A 20,914-nucleotide genomic window follows, 5' to 3' on the forward strand; every position below is an offset into this window, starting at 1 on the left:
GAGGGGCGTGGGCGCGGGCGGGCCCCGCGATGTGTTGCAGGCGGCTTACAGCCCGTTACGCGCCTTGAACTCGCGACGACGACGGTGCAGCACCGGCTCGGTGTAGCCGTTCGGCTGCTTGGCGCCTTCGACTACCAGCTCCACGGCGGCCTGGAACGCGATGTTGTCATCGAAGTTCGGCGCCATCGGGCGGTACAGGGCGTCACCGGCGTTCTGCTTGTCGACCACCGCGGCCATGCGCTTGAGGCTTTCCAGCACCTGCTCCTGGGTGACCACGCCATGGCGCAGCCAGTTGGCCAGCAACTGGGCCGAGATGCGCAGGGTGGCGCGGTCTTCCATCAGGCCGACATCGTTGATGTCCGGCACCTTCGAGCAACCCACGCCCTGGTCGATCCAGCGCACCACGTAGCCGAGAATGCCCTGGGCATTGTTGTCCAGCTCGTTGCGGATCTCGTCGGCCGACCAGTTGGTGTCGACGGCCAGCGGGATGGTCAGGATGTCATCGACCGAGGCCGGAGTGCGCGAAGCCAGCTCGCGCTGACGCGCCTGCACATCGACCTTGTGGTAGTGCAGGGCATGCAGGGTGGCGGCGGTCGGTGACGGTACCCAGGCGGTGTTGGCGCCGGCCAGCGGGTGGGCGATCTTCTGCTCGAGCATGGCGGCCATCAGGTCGGGCATGGCCCACATGCCCTTGCCGATCTGCGCGCGGCCTTGCAGGCCGGTGGCCAGGCCGACATCGACGTTGTTGTTCTCGTAGGCGCCGATCCACTTCTCGTTCTTCATGGCGCCCTTGCGCACCACGGCGCCGGCCTCCATGGAGGTGTGGATCTCGTCACCGGTGCGGTCGAGGAAGCCGGTGTTGATGAACACCACGCGCTCGGCAGCCGCCTTGATGCAGGACTTGAGGTTGACCGTGGTGCGGCGCTCCTCGTCCATGATGCCGACCTTGACGGTGTTGCGCTTCATACCCAGCAGGTCTTCGACGCGGCTGAAGATCTCGGCGGCGAAGGCCACTTCCTCCGGGCCGTGCATCTTTGGCTTGACGATGTAGACACTGCCGCTGCGGGTGTTCTTGCGGCTGGTGTTGCCGTTGAGGTTGTGCAGGGCGATCAGGTTGGTGAACAGGCCGTCCTGAATGCCCTCGGGGATCTCGTTGCCCTGGGCGTCGAGGATCGCCGGGTTGGTCATGAGGTGACCGACGTTGCGCACGAACAGCAGCGAGCGACCGTGCAGGGTGACGCTGCCACTGTTGGGCGCGGCGTACTCGCGGTCCGGGTTCATGGTGCGAGTGAAGGTTTTGCCGCCCTTGCTGACGCTCTCGGCCAGGTCGCCTTTCATCAGGCCCAGCCAGTTGCGGTAGACGATCACCTTGTCGTCGGCGTCGACGGCGGCGACCGAGTCTTCGCAGTCCATGATGGTGGTCAGCGCCGATTCCATCAGGATGTCCTTCACGCCCGCCGCGTCGGTGCTGCCGACCGGGGTGCTGGCATCGACCTGGATCTCGAAGTGCAGGCCGTTGTGCTTGAGCAGCACGGCGGTCGGCGCCTTGGCATCACCATGGAAGCCGATCAGCTGGGCGTCGTCACGCAGGCCGCTGTTGCTGCCGCCCTTGAGAGCGACCACCAGCTTGCCGCCTTCGATGCGGTAGGCGGTGGAGTCGACGTGGGAGCCGGCGGCCAGTGGCGCGGCTTCGTCGAGGAAGGCGCGGGCGAAGGCGATGACCTTGTCGCCACGCAGCTTGTTGTAACCCTGGCCTTTCTCGGCGCCGTTCTCATCGCTGATGACATCGGTGCCATAGAGGGCGTCGTACAGCGAACCCCAGCGAGCGTTGGCGGCGTTCAGGGCGAAGCGGGCGTTCATCACCGGCACCACCAGCTGCGGGCCGGCCATGACGGCGATTTCTTCATCGACGTTCTGGGTGGTGGCCTGGAAGTCCTCGGCCTGCGGCAGCAGGTAGCCGATTTCCCCGAGGAACGCCTTGTACGCCACGGCGTCGTGGGCCTGGCCCTTGCGTGCCTGGTGCCAGGCGTCGATCTTCGCTTGCAGCTCGTCGCGCTTGGCGAGCAGGGCTTTGTTCTTGGGAGCGAGGTCGTTGATGATCTTCTCGGCACCGGCCCAGAACTGCTCGGCGTTGATGCCGGTCCCCGGAATGGCTTCGTTGTTGACGAAGTCGAACAGGACCTTGGCGACCTGAAGGCCACCGACTTGAACGTATCCAGTCATTGCTTGCCTCACCTCTGCTCAGCTATTTCGCTTTCGCTCTTCTGTATTAAGCCTGTAGCGCTTCTCTAAACACGGCACCAGTGCATGCCCGCGTGCTCCGGGGGCGGCTGGGTGCGGCTCGCCAGACGGGCCGGCGGGCGGTTGGCGTATTTTCACAGGCGCCTTGGCAGACATCGAAACGACGTTTTGTAGTCCGCGTCGACGCATACTACATGAAGCAGCAGGCAGGTGAACATCAGACTAAAAGCGTCGCTCTGCGACCGGTTGGCCGCATGGGGTCACGCTGGGAGACGACATGTTCGCAAAAAACAGGTGGATTGTTCCAGATAAATCTTGAAACAGTACACGATTGATTGTCGTGACTGTCCTGCGGCAGGTTGCCGCGCCTTGCCTATACTGATTCGATCCCCGTATTTCGGTCGCCTGGGGCGGCCTTCGCAGACGAATGAAGGAGTGGCCCGTGGACCATCTCGTACTCACCGTGATCGCCCCGGACAAGGCCGGGCAGGTCGAGCGTATCGCCCAGTGCATCGCCGATCACAATGGCAACTGGCTGGAAAGCCGCATGTCGCGCATGGCCGGGCAGTTCGCCGGGATCCTGCGGGTGGCGGTGCCGGCGGAGAACTACGCCGAACTGGTCGAGTCGCTGCAGAAACTGGGAGACCACGGTATCCGTGTACTCATTGCCGAAAGCGGGATCGAGCCGTCTTGCACCTGGAAGCCGATCGCCATGGAACTGGTGGGCAACGACCGGCCGGGTATCGTCCGTGATATCACCCGTTTGCTGGCCGAGCAAGGGGTGAACGTCGAGCGCCTGAGCACCGAGGTGCGGCCGGCACCGATGAGCAGCGAGCCGTTGTTCCATGCCGATGCGTTGCTGGCATTGCCGTTGACCTTGTCGTTGGACGATCTGCAGATGCGGTTGGAGAACCTGGCGGATGATCTGATGGTGGAGTTGCGGTTGCGGCCGGAGGAGTGATTCGAGATCGCCGGGGCTGCTTTGCAGCCCGTTCGCGGCACGAGCCCGCTCCTACAGAGGATTGCATTCCCTTTGTAGGAGCGGCCTTGTGCCGCGAACGGGGTGCGCAGCGCCCCTCGGTGGTTATCCCTATTTATCGGGGGCGACCCTGTGGATAACCTGGGGGCGCTCCCCGCCAGCCCAGTAATCACGAGGCCTGGCGAGATTTGAGCAAAAAACGTCCACTATTCAGTAGCTTGTGCACAAACGGCGGGGACGAGGGTGTGGATAACCTTTGGAGCCCTTGCTGCAGGCCACGTCCCCCGTGGTCTGCAGCAATATGATCATTTTTTGATCAGGCGCGCTTGCGCAAACTCAGCCAGGCATCGACGCTATAGACAGCCAGCCCCGCCCAGATAAAGGCGAACGCCATCAAGGTACTCGACGACAGGTGTTCGTCGAACAGCAGCACTGCCTGCAGCAGCACCAGGGTCGGTGCCAGGTACTGCAGGAAGCCCAGCGTAGTGTAGGGCAGGTGACGGGCAGCCGCGTTGAAGCACACCAGCGGCACCAGCGTCACCGGGCCGGCGGCGATCAGCCACAGCGCCTCGCTGCTGCTGAAGAACTCGGGGCTGGCGCTGCTGGCCGTCGGGTGCAGCAGCAACCAGCCGATGGCAATGGGTACCAGCATCCAGGTCTCGACCACCAGCCCCGGCAGCGCCGCCACCGGTGCCTGCTTGCGGATCAAGCCATAGAAGCCGAACGACAGCGCCAGGGCCAGAGACACCCAGGGCAGGCTGCCGACCTGCCACACCTGCTGCGCTACGCCCAGGGCCGCGAGGGCCACCGCCAGCCATTGCAGGCGGCGCAGGCGCTCGCCGAGCAGCAGCATGCCCAGCAGCACGTTGATCAGCGGATTGATGTAGTAGCCCAGGCTGGCCTCGAGCATGCGCCCGTTGTTCACCGCCCACACGTAGGTCAGCCAGTTGCCGGCGATCAGCGCGCCGCTGAGCGCGAGGATCGCTAGGCGCCGTGGGTTGTCGCGCAGCTCGCGCCACCAGCCGGGGTGTTTCCACACCAGCAGCAGGAGCGAGCCGAACAGCGCCGACCAGAGCACGCGGTGGACGATGATTTCCACCGCCGGAACGCTCTGGATCGCTTTGAAGTACAGGGGGAACAGGCCCCAGATGATGTAGGCGCCAAGGCCCAGAAGGTACCCGCGGCGCGGGTTGGCGGCGTGCATGCAGAATCCTTGCTTAGGTAGCTAAATAAAGCGACGCCTATTGTAGACAGAGCGCGCCCTTGACCTAGAACAATTTCAACGGTTGTTCGTCGAGCGCGGCGATCTGCTCGCGCAAGGCCAGGATCTGGTCGCCCCAGTAGCGCGGCTGGCCGAACCAGGGGAAGCTCGGCGGGAACGCCGGATCGTCCCAGCGCCGCGCCAGCCAGGCGCTGTAGTGCAACTGGCGCAGGGCGCGCAGCGGCTCGATCAGGGCCAGCTCACGTGGGTCGAAGTCGTGGAACTCGTTGTAGCCGTCGATCAGTTCGGCCAGCTGGCCGAGCCGCTCTTCGCGGCTGCCGGCGAGCATCATCCACAGGTCCTGGACGGCCGGGCCCATGCGGCAGTCGTCGAGGTCGACCACGTGGTACACCTCGTCGCGGTGCATCAGGTTGCCGGGGTGCAGGTCGCCGTGCAGGCGGATCGATTGGTACGAGGTGCGGGCATAGATATCCTCGACCCGCTTGAGCAGATCGCGGGCCACCGATTCGTAGGCCGGTAGCAGCTCGCGGGGCACGAAGTCGCCGTCGAGCAGGGTCTTGAGCGAGGCGTGGCCAAAGTTGTCCACAGCCAAGGATTCGCGGTGCTCGAAGGGTTTGCTTGCGCCTACCGCGTGCAGGCGTCCGAGCAGTTGCCCGAGGCGATAGAGCTGGTCGAGGTTGCCCGGCTCCGGGGCATGGCCGCCACGGCGGGGGAACAGGGTGAAGCGAAAACCCTGATGCTCGAACAGGGAGCGGTCTTCGTGTAGCAGTGGCGCCACCACCGGAACTTCGCACTCGGCCAGCTCGCGGGTGAAGGCGTGTTCTTCGAGGATTGCCGCGTCGCTCCAGCGTCCAGGGCGATAGAACTTGGCGATCAGCGGCTGCGCGTCCTCGATACCCACCTGGTAGACGCGGTTCTCGTAGCTGTTGAGCGCCAGCACCCGGGCGTCGCTGAGAAAGCCGAGGCTTTCCACGGCGTCCAGCACGAGGTCGGGGGTGAGGGTGTCGAAGGGGTGGGACATGAAAGGCTCCGGTCGCTGGGACTGCGGCCTGCATGTTACCCCAATCCCAAGGCTGACCCGCTCATGAGTCGATGCAAGCATGGGAGGTCACCCAGCCCTTTGGGCTACGCTGTCGCACAGTGCAACCATCAACAGCGTGGGAGCGGGCTTGCCCCGCGATCCGGGCGCACAGCGCACGGCCAGACTAGACCGGCACCCCCAGCAACACGAACGACGGATGAAACTGCACCCGCAAGGCGCTCCCCGGCTGGACCTGCCGTTGCGCCAGCCAGTCCGCCTCTGCAATGGCGCACAAGGTCTGGCCATTGCCCAGCGCCAGGCGCACTTCGCCCGGCCCATCCTCTTCGATGAGCACCTCCTCGACCTTGGCCTGCAGGCAGTTGCTCCCAGGCTCCGGCGTCTCATCCGCGCCCAGCAACCGTACCCAGCCGGCCTTGAGCAGCGCCACCACCGTCCCCCCCAGCGCCAGCTCCAGTCGCTCGGTACTGCCCCGGGTGATCAAGGCCTCGATCTCCAGCCCGCCGCCCAGGTCCAGGCTGATGCGGTCATGCCGGCCTTCGCGGCGCAGCCCGCTGATCCGTCCCTGCAGCTGATTGCGCGCACTGGTGCGCAGCATCAGGCGGCCGAGCAGGTCGAGGTCGCTGCTGTCCTCGGCGGACTCGAGAATCTCCGCCTGCAGTGCCTGCAGGCGCTGGTATAGGCGCAGCACCCGCTCGCCTTCGGCGGACAGCCGTGCGCCACCGCCGCCGCGACCGCCGGTGCTGCGTTCCACCAGGGGCTGCGCGGCCAGGTTGTTGAGTTCGTCGATGGCGTCCCAGGCGGCCTTGTAGCTGATGCCGGCGGCCTTGGCGGCACGGGTGATCGAGCCCTGTTCGGCGACATGCTGCAACAGGGCGATGCGCTGTGGACGGCGGACGATGTGCTGGGTGAGCAGGGCAGGCAGGGACATGGGCAGGCATCGGGTGTGGTGTAGGTCCCGCGACGTTGCCGCCGTCACCGGGGCAAGTCAAGCCTGGCCCGGCCTGGGCGTGCGCGCCAGACAGTAGATGTCGACCCGCCGGGCACCGGCCTGGCGCAGCAGGCGGGCGATGGCCTGGGCGGTCGCTCCGGTGGTCAGCACGTCATCGACCAGTGCCAGGTGCAGGCCGTCGAGCTCGCTGCCGGGGGCAAGGGCGAAGGCTTGGCGCAGGTTGCGTTGCCTGGCCCGGGCGCCGAGGGCCTGCTGCGCCGGGGTATCACGCACACGCTGGAGCAGGCGCTCGTCACAGGGCAGGCGCAGTTGCCTGGCGAGCCAGCGGGCGAGCATCGCCGCCTGGTTGAAGCCGCGCTGGCGCAGTCGACGCCTGGCCAGCGGCACGGGCAACAGGCGGTCGGGGGGTGGCAGGCCTTCGTCGTAGTGGTGCATCAGGCTGTGGCTGAGCAACTGCGCCAATAATCGCCCCAGCGGCCACTGGCTGTTGTGCTTGAAACGGCTGACCAGGGTGTCGATGGGAAAACCGTAATGCCAGGGCGCGATCACTCGGCTGAATGCGGGAGGGCGGCGGCTGCAGCCACCGCAGAGAAGGCCGTCGATGGGTAGGGGCAGCGCGCAGCGGCGGCACTGCTCGTCCAGCCATGGCAGTGCCTGTTCGCAGGCGCTGCACAAGGGATAGGGCTGCTCGGCAGGCTCGTCGCAGAGTAAACAGTGTTGATCGTTATTTGTACAGATGTAAACCAGTGTGTTCTTGATTGGTTGACAGTGCATGAGGCCTTCCGTAACTATGCGAGCTATCCGTGATGCGCTGGTGGGTTTTCCTGTCCCGGCGTCAGTCAGACCATAGATAAGGAAACGCCGATGAGCGCCAGCGCAATTGCAACCACACGTCACGACTGGTCCCTGGCCGAGGTCAAGGCCCTGTTCCAGCAGCCGTTCAATGACCTGTTGTTCCAGGCCCAGACCATGCACCGCGCGCACTTCGACCCCAATCGCGTGCAGGTTTCCACGCTGCTGTCGATCAAGACCGGCGCCTGCCCGGAAGATTGCAAATATTGTCCGCAGTCCGGCCACTACAACACCGGGCTGGAAAAACAGAAACTGATGGAAGTGCAGAAGGTGCTGGAGGAGGCCGCCCGGGCCAAGGCCATCGGCTCTACCCGCTTCTGCATGGGCGCGGCGTGGAAGCACCCGTCGGCCAAGGACATGCCCTACGTGCTGGAAATGGTCAAAGGGGTCAAGGCCATGGGCCTGGAAACCTGCATGACCCTCGGCAAGCTCGACCAGGAGCAGACCCAGGCCCTGGCCCAGGCCGGCCTGGACTACTACAACCACAACCTCGACACCTCGCCGGAGTTCTACGGCAGCATCATCACCACCCGCACCTACAGCGAGCGCCTGCAGACCCTGGCCTACGTGCGCGATGCCGGCATGAAGATCTGCTCCGGCGGCATCCTCGGCATGGGCGAGTCGCTGGACGACCGCGCCGGCCTCCTGATCCAGCTGGCCAACCTGCCCGAGCACCCGGAATCGGTGCCGATCAACATGCTGGTCAAGGTCGCCGGCACGCCGCTGGCCGATGAAGAGGACGTCGATCCGTTCGACTTCATCCGCATGCTGGCCGTGGCCCGGATCCTCATGCCCAAGTCTCATGTGCGCCTCTCGGCCGGTCGCGAGCAGATGAACGAGCAGATGCAGGCCCTGGCGTTCATGGCCGGCGCCAACTCGATCTTCTACGGCGAGAAACTGCTGACCACCGGCAACCCGCAGGCCGACAAGGACATGCAGCTGTTCGCCCGCCTCGGCATCCAGCCGGAAGCCCGTGAAGAGCACGCCGACGAGGTGCACCAGGCCGCCATCGAGCAGGCGCTGGTCGAGCAGCGCAGCAGCGAGTTGTTCTACGACGCAGCCTCGGCCTGAACATGGCCTTCGATCTCGCCGCGCGGCTGGCCGAACGGCGTGCCGCCGACCTGTATCGCCAGCGACCGCTGCTTGAAAGCCCGCAGGGGCCGCAGGTGGTGGTCGATGGCCAGCCGCTGCTGGCCTTCTGCAGCAACGACTATCTGGGCCTGGCCAATCACCCCGAGGTGATCAAGGCCTGGCGCGACGGCGCCGAGCGCTGGGGTGTCGGCGGTGGTGCCTCGCACTTGGTGATCGGCCACAGCACCCCGCACCATGAGGTGGAGGAGGCGCTGGCCGAGCTGACGGGCCGGCCGCGCGCGCTGCTGTTCTCCACCGGCTACATGGCCAACCTCGGCGCGATCACCGCGCTGGTCGGGCAGGGCGACACGGTGCTGCAGGACCGCCTCAACCACGCCTCCCTGCTCGACGGCGGGCTGCTCAGCGGCGCCCGCTTCAGCCGCTACCTGCACAACGACCCGGCCAGCCTGGCCAGTCGCCTGGACAAGGCCACCGGCAACACTCTGGTGGTCACCGACGGCGTGTTCAGCATGGACGGCGACTGCGCCGACCTGCCGGCCCTGGCCAGGGAGGCCCGCGCACGCGGTGCCTGGTTGATGGTCGATGACGCCCATGGCCTGGGAACCTTGGGCGCCAAGGGTGGTGGCCTGGTCGAGCATTGCGGCCTGGGCGTCGAGGACGTGCCGGTGCTGATCGGCACGCTGGGCAAGGCCTGCGGTACCTCCGGCGCCTTCGTCGCCGGCAGCGAGGAGCTGATCGAGGCACTGGTGCAGTTCGCCCGGCCCTACATCTACACCACCAGCCAGCCACCGGCGCTGGCCTGCGCCACGCTCAAGGCCCTGGACTTGCTGCGCCGCGAACACTGGCGGCGCGAACACCTGGCCGCGCTGATCCAGCAGTTCCGCACAGGCGCCGAGCAGATCGGCCTGACCCTGATGGACAGCCACACCGCGATCCAGCCGATCCTGATCGGCGATGCGGGGCGGGCGCTGGCATTGTCCCGCCTGCTGCGCGAGCGCGGGTTGCTGGTCACGGCGATTCGCCCACCCACCGTGCCCGCTGGCAGCGCCCGCCTGCGGGTGACCCTGAGCGCCGCTCACAGTGAGGCGCAGGTGCAGCTATTGTTGAATGCATTGGCCGAGTGTTATCCACAGCTGGAGTCCGCCGATGCGTAACCGACTGATCCTCCTGCCCGGCTGGGGCCTGGGCACCGCTTCACTGGAGCCGCTGGCCGCCAGCCTGCGCGCCCAGGATCCACGCCTGCAGGTCGAGTTGATGCCGCTGCCGGAACTGGCCCACAGCGATGTCCAGGCCTGGGTCGACCATCTCGACCGCAAGCTGCCGACCGATGTGTGGCTGGGCGGCTGGTCGCTGGGTGGCATGCTCGCCAGCGCCCTGGCGCACAAGCGCGGCGATCACTGCTGCGGCTTGCTCACCCTGGCCAGCAACCCCAGCTTCGTGGCCCGGCCGGACTGGCCGCACGGCATGCCCGCCGACACCTTCGGCACCTTCCTCGACGGCTGCCGCAGCCACACCCATGTCACCCTCAAGCGCTTCCGCACCCTGTGCAGCGAGGGCGCGCAGCAACCCCGCACCCTGCTGCGGCAGCTGGGCGTGGGCGTGCCCGACACCGATCCGCTGTACCTGGCCACCGGTTTGGAAGTGCTGGCCAGCCTCGATACCCGCACCGCCCTGGAGCAATACGGCGGCCCGCAGCTGCACCTGTTCGCCGGCAGTGACGCGCTGGTGCCGGTGGAAGCGGCCAAGGCCCTGAGCGACCTGCTGCCCGACGTGGAAGTCGGCCTGGTCGAAGACAGTTCCCACGCCTTCTTGCTGGAGTATCCCCAGGAGCTGGCGGCGGGCATCAAGAGTTTCCTGCATGAGAGTGGCGATGACTGACCTTTCCCAGCCCACCCTGCCCGGCACCCTGCCGGACAAGCGCCAGGTGGCGGCTTCGTTTTCCCGCGCCGCGTCCAGCTACGACAGCGTCGCGGCCTTGCAGCGCGCGGTAGGCATGGCGCTACTGGAAAAGCTGCCCAGCGACCTTGCGCCTGCGCGCTGGCTGGACATGGGCAGCGGCACCGGCCACTTCAGCCGGGTGCTGGCCGAGCGCTTCGCGGATGCGGGCGGCGTGGCGGTGGATATCGCCGAAGGCATGTTGCGCCATGCCCGCGATCAGGGTGGCGCCCGGCACCATGTGGCGGGTGACGCCGAGCGCCTGCCGTTGCGTGATGGTTGCGTCGACCTGTTGTTCAGCAGCCTGGCGGTGCAGTGGTGTGGCCAGTTCGCCAGCGTACTGGGCGAGGCGCGGCGGGTGCTGCGCCCCGGCGGTGTGCTGGCCTTCAGCAGCCTGTGCGTGGGTACCCTGGATGAATTGCGCGCCAGCTGGCAGGCCGTGGATGGCATGGTCCACGTCAATCGCTTCCGGCGTTTCGAGGATTACCAGCGCCTGTGCGGTGACAGCGGGCTGGAGCTGATCGACCTGGAGCGGCGCCCCCACGTGTTGCATTATCCCGATGTGCGCAGCTTGACCCATGAACTCAAGGCGCTGGGTGCGCACAACCTCAACCCGGGGCGTCCGTCGGGGCTCACCGGTCGGGCGCGGATGCAGGGCCTGTTGCAGGCCTACGAACAGTACCGCCAGGCGCAAGGCCTGCCAGCCACCTACCAGGTGGTCTACGGCGTCTTGCGCAAGCCGTTGGACGGGGAGCAGTGACATGAGCCAGGCCTATTTCATTGCTGGCACCGACACCGATGTCGGCAAGACCACCATCGCCGCGGGTTTGCTGCATGCGGCGCGGCAACTGGGGTTGAGCACCCTGGCGGCCAAGCCGGTGGCGTCCGGGTGCGTGGTGACGGCCAAGGGGTTGCGCAACAGCGATGCCTTGGCGCTGATCGACGAAAGCTCGGTCAAGCTGTCCTATGAAGCGGTCAATCCCTTCGCCTTCGAGCCGGCCATTGCCCCGCATGTAGCGGCCCGCGAGGCCGGGGTGGCGCTGAGCGTGCCGGCGCTGCGCGATGCCATGCAGCAGGTGCTGGCCCAGCACGCCGACTTCACCTTGATCGAAGGCGCCGGTGGCTGGCGCGTGCCGCTGTCCGACCATGCCAACCTGTCGGACCTGGCCATCGCCTTGAAGCTGCCAGTGATCCTGGTGGTGGGGGTGCGCCTGGGGTGCATCAATCACGCCCTGCTCAGTGCCGAGGCCATCGCCCGGGACGGCCTGCAACTGGCGGGATGGGTGGCGAACATCGTCGATCCGCGTACATCACGCCTGGAAGAAAACCTGTCCAGTCTGGCCGAGCGCCTGCCCGCGCCCTGCCTGGGGCGGGTGCCCTGGTTGAAGCAGGCTGGCGCGGACACGGTGGCTGCGCATCTACAGTTGGATCTACTGGATTAGGCCTTTGCCTATTAGCTGGCACTAGGCTATTAGGGATTTAAACGGGCCTTTTTTCCGCTGTGCTGCTTTAATAAGGCCTGTTCCTCATCCAGCGTCATGGAGTCCTGACATGGAAATCAATGCGAGCTCCGCCTTCTATGCGGGCCTGGGTGCTATCCAGAACGGCCAGAACCGTGTCGACCAGGCCGCCCAGCAGATCGCCAGCGGTGCTGTCGAGCGTGGCGCCAGCGGGCAGTCCACCGAATACCAGGCCGAGCGCCTGCGCGGCGTCGACCGCAGCCAGCAGCTGGACCTGGCCACCAGCACCCTGCAACTGGCCCTGGGCAAGCACGAAGTAGAACTCGGTGCCAAAGTCGCCAAGGCTTCCGATGAAATGCTCGGTCGGTTCATCGACACCTACGTCTGACCCGCTGCATCACATTCGCTTACTTCGCGGGGCAAGCCCGCTTCCATTCGTGGGAGCGGGCTTGCCCCGCGATGCGTTTGAGGGTGCTTGGCGTAAATGTCATATTCGGCGGCATAAATGCCATTGTTGGCCCACCTTGACAGCGAGGCCACCTAAACGTAAGTTTCAAACAACTGTTTGACCGAAAGCCGCCAAGAGCTGGTCGGTATCCGCGGTCTCCCCACCGAACTCATCACAGAGGTTCATCGCAATGCCTGATTACAAAGCCCCCTTGCGTGATATCCGCTTCGTCCGCGACGAGCTGCTCGGCTATGAGGCGCACTATCAGAGCCTGCCGGGCTGCCAGGACGCCACGCCCGACATGGTCGACGCGATCCTGGAAGAAGGCGCGAAGTTCTGTGAAGAGGTGCTGGCCCCGCTGAACCGTGTCGGCGACCTGGAAGGCTGCACCTGGAGCGAGTCGGGCGTGAAGACCCCGACCGGCTTCAAGGAAGCCTACCAGCAGTTCGTCGAAGGCGGCTGGCCGAGCCTGGCCCACGATGTCGACCACGGCGGCCAGGGCCTGCCCGAGTCGCTGGGCCTGGCCCTGAGCGAAATGGTCGGTGAGTCGAACTGGTCGTGGGGCATGTACCCGGGCCTGTCCCATGGCGCGATGAACACTATCTCCGCCCACGGCACCCCCGAGCAGCAGCACACCTACCTGACCAAGCTGGTGTCCGGCGAGTGGACCGGCACCATGTGCCTGACCGAGCCGCACTGCGGCACCGACTTAGGCATGCTGCGTACCAAGGCCGAACCTCAGGCCGACGGCAGCTACAAGGTTTCCGGCACCAAGATCTTCATCTCGGCCGGTGAGCACGACATGGCCGACAACATCGTCCACATCGTCCTGGCCCGCCTGCCCGACGCTCCGGCCGGCACCAAGGGTATCTCGCTGTTCATCGTGCCGAAGTTCCTGCCCAACGCCGAAGGCGGCGCGGGCGAGCGCAACGGCGTGAGCTGCGGCTCCCTCGAGCACAAGATGGGCATCCACGGCAACGCCACCTGCGTGATGAACTTCGACGGTGCCACCGGCTACCTGATCGGCCCGGCCAACAAGGGCCTGAACTGCATGTTCACCTTCATGAACACCGCTCGCCTGGGTACCGCGCTGCAAGGCCTGGCCCACGCCGAGGTGGCGTTCCAGGGTGGCCTGAAGTACGCCCGTGACCGCCTGCAGATGCGCTCGCTGACCGGCCCGAAAGCGCCGGACAAGGCCGCTGACCCGATCATCGTCCACCCGGACGTGCGTCGCATGCTGCTGACCATGAAGGCCTTCGCCGAAGGCAACCGTGCGATGGTGTACTTCACCGCCAAGCAGGTGGACATCGTCAAGTACAGCCAGGACGAGGAAGAGCGCAAGAAGGCCGACGCCCTGCTGGCCTTCCTGACCCCGATCGCCAAGGCGTTCATGACCGAAGTCGGCTTCGAGGCCGCCAACCACGGCGTGCAGATCTACGGCGGCCACGGCTTCATCGCCGAGTGGGGCATGGAGCAGAACGTGCGCGACAGCCGCATCTCCATGCTGTACGAAGGCACCACCGGCATCCAGGCCCTCGACCTGCTCGGCCGTAAGGTGCTGATGACCCAGGGCGAGGCGCTCAAGGGCTTCACCAAGATCGTCCACAAGTTCTGCCAGGGGCAGGAAGGCAACGCCGCCACCAAGGAGTTCGTCGAGCCGCTGGCCGCGATCAACAAGGAGTGGGGCGAGCTGACCATGAAGATCGGCATGGCCGCGATGAAGGACCGCGAGGAAGTGGGTGCCGCTTCGGTGGACTACCTGATGTATTCCGGCTACGCGTGCCTGGCCTACTTCTGGGCCGACATCGCCCGCCTGGCCGCCGAGAAACTGGCGGCCGGTACCAGCGAAGAGGCGTTCTACACCGCCAAGCTGCAGACTGCGCGCTTCTACTTCCAGCGCATCCTGCCGCGTACCCGCAGCCACGTCGCGGCGATCCTGTCCGGCGCCAACAACCTGATGGCGATGAAGGAAGAAGACTTCGGTCTGTCCATCTAAGCCGGTTGGTTGTACGAAAAACCGCCTGCCCTTACCGGCAGGCGGTTTTTTTTCGCCTGGACGTTTACGCCTGCCCTCTGTAGGAGCGGCCTTGTGCCGCGAATGGGCTGCGCAGCAGCCCCAGGATTCCAGCGTTGATGCAAAGATCGCCGGGGCTGCTTTGCAGCCCTTTCGCGACGCAGGGCCGCTCCTACAGGGACCGTGTAAACAGGAAAAATCCTACTAGGTGTCGCATCCCGTAACGAGAAAGTCTCAAGCTTCGCCCCTGATCTGCCGTTAAAGCGGGCATCTGTATTCATCTATTCATGTGCACTGCCGATGAAGTAGGGGCACAATGCCATTATTGATCTGCCGGGTCGGAGATTACCCTTGTTTCGTCTATCCGCTGTACGCGCGAGCCACTTCCTGCCTTCGCTGATTCTGTTGCTGGCAGGGCTTGCGGCAGCCTATGTGAGGGACCTCAGCGTCTTCTTCACTTCGCTGTTCAACGTTCTACCCACTTTGGTGCTGTTGCTGGGTGGCGCCTACTGCGCCGTGTACCGCCGCCAGCGCGAGCTATTCCTGATGGTCACGGTGTACATCGCCTACTTCCTGCTCGATACCCAGACCGATTTCTACCGCGACAACGGTCGGGTCCGCGAGGACGCGGCGGTGATCTTCCATCTGGTGTGCCTGCTGCTGCCGGCGCTGTTCGGCCTGTACGGGGCCTGGCAGGAACGCACCCACCTGGCCCAGGACCTGCTGGCGCGCTTCGCCGTGCTGTTCGCGGTGAGCAGCGTGGCGGTGGCGCTGGAGCAGAGTTTTCCCGAGGCGCTGCTGGGCTGGCTGGCCGAGATCCGTTGGCCTGCGCTGCATGGCCAGTGGATGAGCCTGATCCAGCTGGCCTACCCCTTGTTCCTGGCGGTGTTCATCCTGCTGGTGGTGCAGTACCTGCGTGAGCCAAGGCCCTTGCATGCCGCGCAGATCATCGGCCTGATCGGCATCTTCTGGATGTTGCCCAAGACCTTCATCCTGCCCTTCACCCTGAACATCATGTGCAGCCAGGTGATGCTGATGATCGCCGCCGCGGTGTCCCACGAGGCCTACCAGATGGCCTTCCGCGACGAGCTGACCGGTCTGCCCGGGCGGCGCGCCCTGAACGAGCGCATGCAGCGCCTGGGGCGCAACTATGTGATCGCCATGACCGACGTCGACCATTTCAAGAAATTTAACGACACCCATGGTCACGATGTTGGCGACCAGGTGTTGCGCCTGGTCGCCAGCCGCCTGTCCAAGGTGACCGGCGGCGGGCGCGCCTACCGTTACGGCGGCGAGGAGTTCGCCCTGGTGTTCGCCGGCAAGACTGCCGAGGAGTGTCTGCCGCACCTGGAGTCGGTGCGCGAGATGATTGCCAACTACGCCATCCAGCTGCGTGACCAGAACAGCCGTCCGCAGGATGATTCCACCGGGCGCCAGCGTCGTGGCGGAGGGGCCAATACCACGGTGTCGGTGACCATCAGCATTGGCGTCGCCGAGCGCCAGGTCGAGCACCGCAATCCCGATGAAGTGCTCAAGTCCGCCGACCAGGCGCTGTACAGCGCCAAGGGCGCGGGGCGCAACTGTGTCATGACCTTCGGCCAGCAATCGCGGCGCGGCGCCGTGCGCATGGCGTGAATTATCGTGTGACTATATAAGACTATTCGGTCGCATGATGACCCTATGTCTCGTAAAAGTTGTTCGGTTACACTGCGGTCATCCCAGTGCCGCGGCCCCGACGGGCCGCCCCGACCCCGATAGCGAGAGGTTGTCATGGCTGAATATAAAGCGCCCCTGCGCGATATGCGCTTCGTCCTCAATGAAGTCTTCGACGTGGCCACGCTCTGGTCGCAACTGCCCGGCCTGGCCGAGGCGGTCGATGCGGACACGGCCATGGCCGTGCTGGAGGAGGCCGGCAAGGTTACCGGCAAGACCATCGCGCCGCTGAGCCGCGCCGCCGACGAAGAGGGTTGCCACTGGGACAACGGTTCGGTGCGTACCCCAGCGGGCTTCATCGAGGCCTACCAGACTTACGCCGAAGGGGGCTGGGTCGGCGTTGGTGGTGATCCGCTCTTCGGTGGCATGGGCATGCCCAAGGTCGTCTCGGCCCAGGTCGAGGAGATGGTCAACGCCTCGAGCCTGGCCTTCGGGTTGTACCCGATGCTGACCGCCGGCGCCTGCCTGTCGATCAACGCCCACGCCAGTGAAGCGCTCAAGGAAAAGTACCTGCCGAACATGTACGCCGGCGTCTGGGCCGGTTCCATGTGCCTTACCGAGCCTCATGCCGGTACCGATCTGGGCATCATCCGCACCAAGGCCGAACCGCAGGCTGACGGCAGCTACAAGGTCAGCGGCACCAAGATCTTCATCACCGGTGGCGAGCACGACCTCACCGAGAACATCATCCACCTGGTGCTGGCCAAGTTGCCGGATGCCCCGGCAGGTCCGAAAGGCATCTCGCTGTTCCTGGTGCCCAAGTTCCTGGTCAACGAAGATGGCAGTCTCGGCGCACGTAACCCGGCCACTTGCGGCTCGATCGAGCACAAGATGGGTATCCAGGGCTCGGCCACCTGCGTGATGAACTTCGACGAAGCGGTCGGCTACATCGTCGGCGAGCCGAACAAGGGCCTGGCGGCGATGTTCACCATGATGAACTACGAGCGCCTGGGTGTCGGTATCCAGGGCCTGGCTTCGGCCGAGCGCTCCTACCAGAACGCCGTGGAGTACGCCCGCGACCGTCTGCAGAGCCGTGCCCCGACCGGCCCTCAGGCCAAGGACAAGGTGGCCGACCCGATCATCGTCCACCCGGACGTGCGCCGCATGCTGCTGACCATGAAGGCGCTGACCGAGGGCGGTCGCGCGTTCTCCACCTATGTGGCGATGCAACTCGACAGTGCCAAGTACAGCGAAGACGTCGCGGTCCGCAAGCGCAGCGAGGAGCTGGTGGCGCTGCTGACTCCGGTGGCCAAGGCCTTCCTCACCGACCTGGGCCTGGAGTGCACCGTGCACGGCCAGCAAGTCTTCGGCGGCCATGGCTACATCCGCGAATGGGGCCAGGAGCAGCTGGTGCGCGATGTGCGCATCACCCAGATCTACGAAGGCACCAACGGTATCCAGGCGCTGGACCTGGTAGGTCGCAAGGTGGTGGCCAGCGGCGGCGCCTACTACACGCTGTTCGCCGACGAGATCCGCCAGTTCATCGCCACCGCCGGCGGCGAGCTGGGTGAGTTCACCAAGCCGCTGGCGGCATCCCTTGAGCAACTCGACGAGCTGACCGCCTGGGTGCTGGACCAGGCCAAGGGCAACCCCAACGAAATCGGCGCGGCCTCGGTCGAGTACCTGCACGCGTTTGGCTACGTCGCCTACGCCTACATGTGGGCACTGATGGCGCGGGCGGCCAAGGCCGGTGAGGGGGATGCCGACTTCTACGGCGCCAAGCTGGGCACGGCGCGGTTCTACTTCGCACGCCTGCTGCCACGGGTTCACTCGCTGGTGGCATCGGTGAAGGCGGGGAGCGAGTCGCTGTACCTGCTGGACGCTGCGCAGTTCTGACCATTGCGGGGCTGCGTTGCAGCCCGTCGCGGCCCGAGGCCGCTCCTACAGGGGGATGCAATCCATCTGTAGGGGCGGCCTTTTGCTTTGTCAGGGCGGCGTGTTTGTAAATGGACCGCTTTTGTAAGCTTTGGCTTACACGACGTGGTGACGTTTCGCCTCTTTCCTAAGATTGGATCCACGGTTACTCTTTCTTACATGGACGTAGCGCAGGACGCGCAATGGACAGAGCAGGACGCCTTACAAGGAAGTAGCGCAGGAAGCGCGAAAAGATAGAACAGGGACACGAAGGATTTCCTGCCAGGACGGCGGGATGATAGGGATGTCGAAGGGAAACAGTCTGGAAAACCCCGCTTAGGCGGGGTTTTCTTTGTGCGCGTGTTTTTCAGCCGAGCACGTCCAGAGGCGAGACACCCAGCTGACGCGGGTCGGCTTCCTCTTCCAGCAAGGTCCGCAGCAGCTCCACCGAGGCCTGCTGGCGTTGGGCATCGCGGAACACCAGGCCGACCTTGAGCGGCACCCGCGGCTCGCTCAGGGGCTTCCACAGCAGTTCCTGGTCGTCCTGTGCGGCATCCTTGGCCCGGCCCGGCAGGATGGTCGCCAGTGCCGTGTGCGCCAGGCTGTCGAGGATCCCCGCCATGTTGTTCATCTCGGCCTGGACCTGGGGCCTGCGGCCCTGGCTGGCCAGCTGCGCCTTCCAGATCTGACGGATCTGGAACTCCTCGCCGAGCATCAGCATCGGCAGCTCCGCCGCCTGGCGGATCGAGACCTTCTTGAAGTCTTTCAGCGGGTGGGTCCTGGGGATCACCAACTGCAGTTCATCCTCGTACAGCAGCAAACCATGCAGCCCGGGCTGGCGCGGCGGCAGGTAGCTGATGCCGATGTCCAGGCCACCATTGAGCAGGCGCCGCTCGATCTCCGACCCCGACAGTTCATAGATCTGCACCACCAGATGCGGCTGGGCCTTGCGCACCCGCTCCAGCAACTGCGGCACCAGGCTTGGCCGCACGGTCTGCAGCACGCCGATCGCCAGGGTGCGCAGTGACTGGCCCTTGAAGTTGCCCATGGCTTCGTGGGCCCGTTGCAGGCCGTCGAGCAGGGGCACGGCGTGGTTGTACAGGGTGTGGGCGGCCAGCGTGGGCAGCAGGCGTTTGTTGCTGCGCTCGAACAGGCTCAGGTCGAGGCTGTGCTCCAGCTGGCGGATCTGCTGCGACAGTGCCGGCTGTGACAGTGACAGACGCTCGGCGGCACGGCCCACATGGCCTTCTTCGTAGACCGCGACGAAGTAACGCAGTTGGCGAAAATCCATAAGTGATACTTATCGAAAAAGCTGGAAAAACGAAATGGCCGCAAATTGGCCGGAAGCCTAGTCTATCGCCGTATTCCAGAGGGTTACAGCAGTCGTGAAGACGATTGTTACCCCGGATGAAAAACACTTTTGATAGGCAAGGCAAAATATCTGATTCCGGCGCCAGACCGGAACCTTGACCGCCCACCCCGTGATTGGCCGGAGCCCCGATGAACCTGTTCAACCTGCGCCGTTCGGCGCCCGCCGTTGCCGAGCCCAAACGTGCTCCGGTGATCGAGCCGGCCGGCACGCAGCTCTCCCGCGAGCGGCTCATGCCCAGCATCGAGCGTGCGCCGCAGGTGTTCGTGCGTGGCCAGGGTTCCTGGTTGTGGGACAGCGAGGGGCACGCCTACCTGGACTTCACCCAGGGTTGCGCGGTCAACAGCCTGGGCCACAGCCCGAGCGTGCTGGTCAAGGCGCTGGGCAACCAGGCCCAGGCGCTGATCAACCCCGGCGCGGGCTATCACAGCCGCGGCCTGCTGAGTCTGGTCGAGCTACTGTGCCAGCGTACCGGCAGCGACCAGGCCTACCTGCTCAACAGCGGTGCCGAAGCCTGCGAGGGCGCGATCAAGCTGGCGCGCAAGTGGGGCCAGCTGCACCGCAACGGCGCCTATCACATCATCACCGCCAGCCAGGGCTGCCATGGCCGCACCCTGGGGGCGTTGTCGGCTTCCGATCCGCTGCCGTGCAACCGCTGCGAGCCCGGCTTGCCGGGCTTCAGCAAGGTGCCGTTCAACGACCTGGCGGCGCTGCACGCGGCGGTCGACTCGCGCACCGTGGCGATCATGCTCGAGCCGATCCAGGGCGAAGCCGGCGTGATCCCGGCCACCCGTGATTACCTCCAGGGTGTCGAGCGCCTGTGCCGCGAGCTGGGCATCCTGCTGATTCTCGATGAAGTACAGACCGGTGTAGGACGCTGTGGGGCCTTATTGGCAGAAGAGTCCTACGGCGTGCGGGCCGACATCATCACCCTAGGCAAGGGCCTGGGCGGTGGTGTGCCCCTGGCGGCGCTGCTGGCCCGTGGCCGCGCCTGCTGCGCCGAGCCGGGCGAACTGGAAGGCAGCCACCATGGCAATGCGCTGGTGAGCGCCGCCGGGCTGGCCGTGCTGCAGACCGTGTTGGAGGCGGGCTTCTTCGAGCAGGTGCTGGACAGTGGCCGGCACCTGCGCGATGGCCTGAGCCGCCTGGCGGGTCGCTATGGTCAGGGCGAGGTACGTGGTCAGGGGCTGCTGTGGGGGCTGCAACTGCGTGAAGACAGCGCGGCGCAACTGGTCGAGGCCGCGTTGCAGGAGGGCTTGCTGCTCAATGCGCCGCAGGCCGACGTGGTGCGGTTCTCGCCGGCGCTGACGGTGAGCAAGGGCAATATCGACGAGATGCTCCTGCGCCTGGCCCGGGCGTTCGCCCGCCTGCATGGCCAACAGCACAACCGCCGCGAAGTGCCGGCCTGACCGGTTGCTCCGGCGAACAGAATTTCAACGAACCGTCTGGCGTTCCTGCGCATCGCCCCTGGCCTGAAATACATGGCCCGGGGCGTTTTTTTTGCCCGGTGGAACCTCTGCGAGGTACGGCTAGTCTGTGTTGATACACCTTCAAGGAGCGCAGCACATGGACTTCATCCGCATCATCATCGCCATCATCCTGCCGCCGTTGGGCGTGTTCCTCCAGGTGGGGTTCGGCGGGGCGTTCTGGCTGAATATCCTGCTGACCTTGCTGGGCTATATCCCCGGGATCGTGCATGCGGTGTACATCATCGCCAAGCGCTGAAGACTCCCGCCGGGGACAC

18 protein-coding genes are annotated in these 20,914 nt (G+C 65.4%); 12 read left to right on the top strand and 6 right to left on the bottom strand.

Going from position 1 to position 20,914, the window contains the following annotated elements; all coding sequences use genetic code 11:
* Positions 1-45: 45 nt before the first annotated feature.
* Positions 46-2,223 (bottom strand): malate synthase G, encoded by a 2,178-nt coding sequence (locus tag V0R62_RS25590; RefSeq protein WP_330105682.1) that lies wholly within the window; start codon positions 2,221-2,223, stop codon positions 46-48.
* A gap of 460 nt (positions 2,224-2,683) precedes the next feature.
* Here V0R62_RS25590 and V0R62_RS25595 point away from each other — a divergent pair, with 460 nt between their 5' ends.
* Positions 2,684-3,202 (top strand): glycine cleavage system protein R, encoded by a 519-nt coding sequence (locus V0R62_RS25595; protein WP_330105683.1) that lies wholly within the window; start codon positions 2,684-2,686, stop codon positions 3,200-3,202.
* 334 nt (positions 3,203-3,536) lie between these two features.
* Here V0R62_RS25595 and rarD read toward each other — a convergent pair whose 3' ends face one another.
* From rarD to V0R62_RS25615, 4 genes are all read right to left on the bottom strand, one after another.
* Positions 3,537-4,424: an EamA family transporter RarD gene (gene rarD / locus V0R62_RS25600; RefSeq protein ID WP_050703474.1), complete on the bottom strand. Its 888-nt coding sequence runs from the start codon at positions 4,422-4,424 to the stop codon at positions 3,537-3,539.
* Positions 4,425-4,488: 64 nt separating this feature from the next.
* The gene (locus tag V0R62_RS25605; protein WP_330105684.1) at positions 4,489-5,463 is read right to left on the bottom strand and encodes a serine/threonine protein kinase; all 975 of its coding nucleotides are present in this window, start codon (positions 5,461-5,463) and stop codon (positions 4,489-4,491) included.
* A gap of 184 nt (positions 5,464-5,647) precedes the next feature.
* Positions 5,648-6,412, bottom strand: a complete 765-nt coding sequence (locus V0R62_RS25610) for a TOBE domain-containing protein (RefSeq protein ID WP_330105685.1) — start codon at positions 6,410-6,412, stop codon at positions 5,648-5,650.
* Positions 6,413-6,469: 57 nt separating this feature from the next.
* Positions 6,470-7,207 (bottom strand): ComF family protein, encoded by a 738-nt coding sequence (locus V0R62_RS25615; RefSeq protein WP_330105686.1) that lies wholly within the window; start codon positions 7,205-7,207, stop codon positions 6,470-6,472.
* A 90-nt stretch (positions 7,208-7,297) separates the two neighbouring features.
* Here V0R62_RS25615 and bioB point away from each other — a divergent pair, with 90 nt between their 5' ends.
* The 9 genes from bioB (at position 7,298) to V0R62_RS25660 (ending at position 17,783) form a co-directional block, all read left to right on the top strand.
* Positions 7,298-8,356, top strand: coding sequence for a biotin synthase BioB (bioB, locus tag V0R62_RS25620; RefSeq protein ID WP_050703478.1), 1,059 nt, complete (start codon positions 7,298-7,300; stop codon positions 8,354-8,356).
* 2 nt (positions 8,357-8,358) lie between these two features.
* A complete protein-coding gene (gene bioF, locus V0R62_RS25625; protein WP_330105687.1) occupies positions 8,359-9,531 on the top strand; it encodes an 8-amino-7-oxononanoate synthase in 1,173 nt (390 codons plus the stop codon).
* Positions 9,524-10,255 (top strand): alpha/beta fold hydrolase, encoded by a 732-nt coding sequence (locus V0R62_RS25630; protein WP_280080191.1) that lies wholly within the window; start codon positions 9,524-9,526, stop codon positions 10,253-10,255. The genes bioF and V0R62_RS25630 overlap by 8 nt, the downstream gene beginning before the upstream one ends.
* Positions 10,248-11,072, top strand: coding sequence for a malonyl-ACP O-methyltransferase BioC (gene bioC / locus V0R62_RS25635; protein ID WP_330105688.1), 825 nt, complete (start codon positions 10,248-10,250; stop codon positions 11,070-11,072). Before V0R62_RS25630 ends, bioC begins: the two co-directional genes overlap by 8 nt.
* A gap of 1 nt (position 11,073) precedes the next feature.
* Entirely contained in the window at positions 11,074-11,754 is a 681-nt protein-coding gene (bioD, locus tag V0R62_RS25640) for a dethiobiotin synthase (protein WP_280080193.1), read from the top strand.
* Between the two features lie 109 nt (positions 11,755-11,863).
* On the top strand, positions 11,864-12,160 hold the full coding sequence (locus V0R62_RS25645; RefSeq protein WP_330105689.1) for a pyrroloquinoline quinone biosynthesis protein PqqE: 297 nt from the start codon (positions 11,864-11,866) through the stop codon (positions 12,158-12,160).
* A 250-nt stretch (positions 12,161-12,410) separates the two neighbouring features.
* Complete coding sequence (locus V0R62_RS25650; protein WP_186731704.1) at positions 12,411-14,216, top strand: phenylacyl-CoA dehydrogenase; 1,806 nt, start codon at positions 12,411-12,413, stop codon at positions 14,214-14,216.
* Between the two features lie 369 nt (positions 14,217-14,585).
* Complete coding sequence (locus tag V0R62_RS25655) at positions 14,586-15,869, top strand: GGDEF domain-containing protein (RefSeq protein WP_186712659.1); 1,284 nt, start codon at positions 14,586-14,588, stop codon at positions 15,867-15,869.
* A gap of 135 nt (positions 15,870-16,004) precedes the next feature.
* On the top strand, positions 16,005-17,783 hold the full coding sequence (locus V0R62_RS25660) for an acyl-CoA dehydrogenase C-terminal domain-containing protein (protein ID WP_330105690.1): 1,779 nt from the start codon (positions 16,005-16,007) through the stop codon (positions 17,781-17,783).
* Between the two features lie 385 nt (positions 17,784-18,168).
* Here V0R62_RS25660 and V0R62_RS25665 read toward each other — a convergent pair whose 3' ends face one another.
* Positions 18,169-19,092: a LysR family transcriptional regulator gene (locus V0R62_RS25665; protein WP_186712661.1), complete on the bottom strand. Its 924-nt coding sequence runs from the start codon at positions 19,090-19,092 to the stop codon at positions 18,169-18,171.
* Positions 19,093-19,301: 209 nt separating this feature from the next.
* On the opposite strand from V0R62_RS25665, the gene V0R62_RS25670 reads away from it, so the two are divergent.
* Both V0R62_RS25670 and V0R62_RS25675 read left to right on the top strand, forming a co-directional pair.
* Positions 19,302-20,579, top strand: a complete 1,278-nt coding sequence (locus V0R62_RS25670; protein ID WP_330105691.1) for an aspartate aminotransferase family protein — start codon at positions 19,302-19,304, stop codon at positions 20,577-20,579.
* Between the two features lie 157 nt (positions 20,580-20,736).
* Complete coding sequence (locus V0R62_RS25675; protein WP_009681539.1) at positions 20,737-20,895, top strand: YqaE/Pmp3 family membrane protein; 159 nt, start codon at positions 20,737-20,739, stop codon at positions 20,893-20,895.
* Positions 20,896-20,914 lie beyond the last annotated feature (19 nt).

Source organism: Pseudomonas carassii, from assembly GCF_036324045.1.
In the GTDB taxonomy this organism is placed as follows: Bacteria; Pseudomonadota; Gammaproteobacteria; order Pseudomonadales; family Pseudomonadaceae; genus Aquipseudomonas; species Aquipseudomonas peradeniyensis.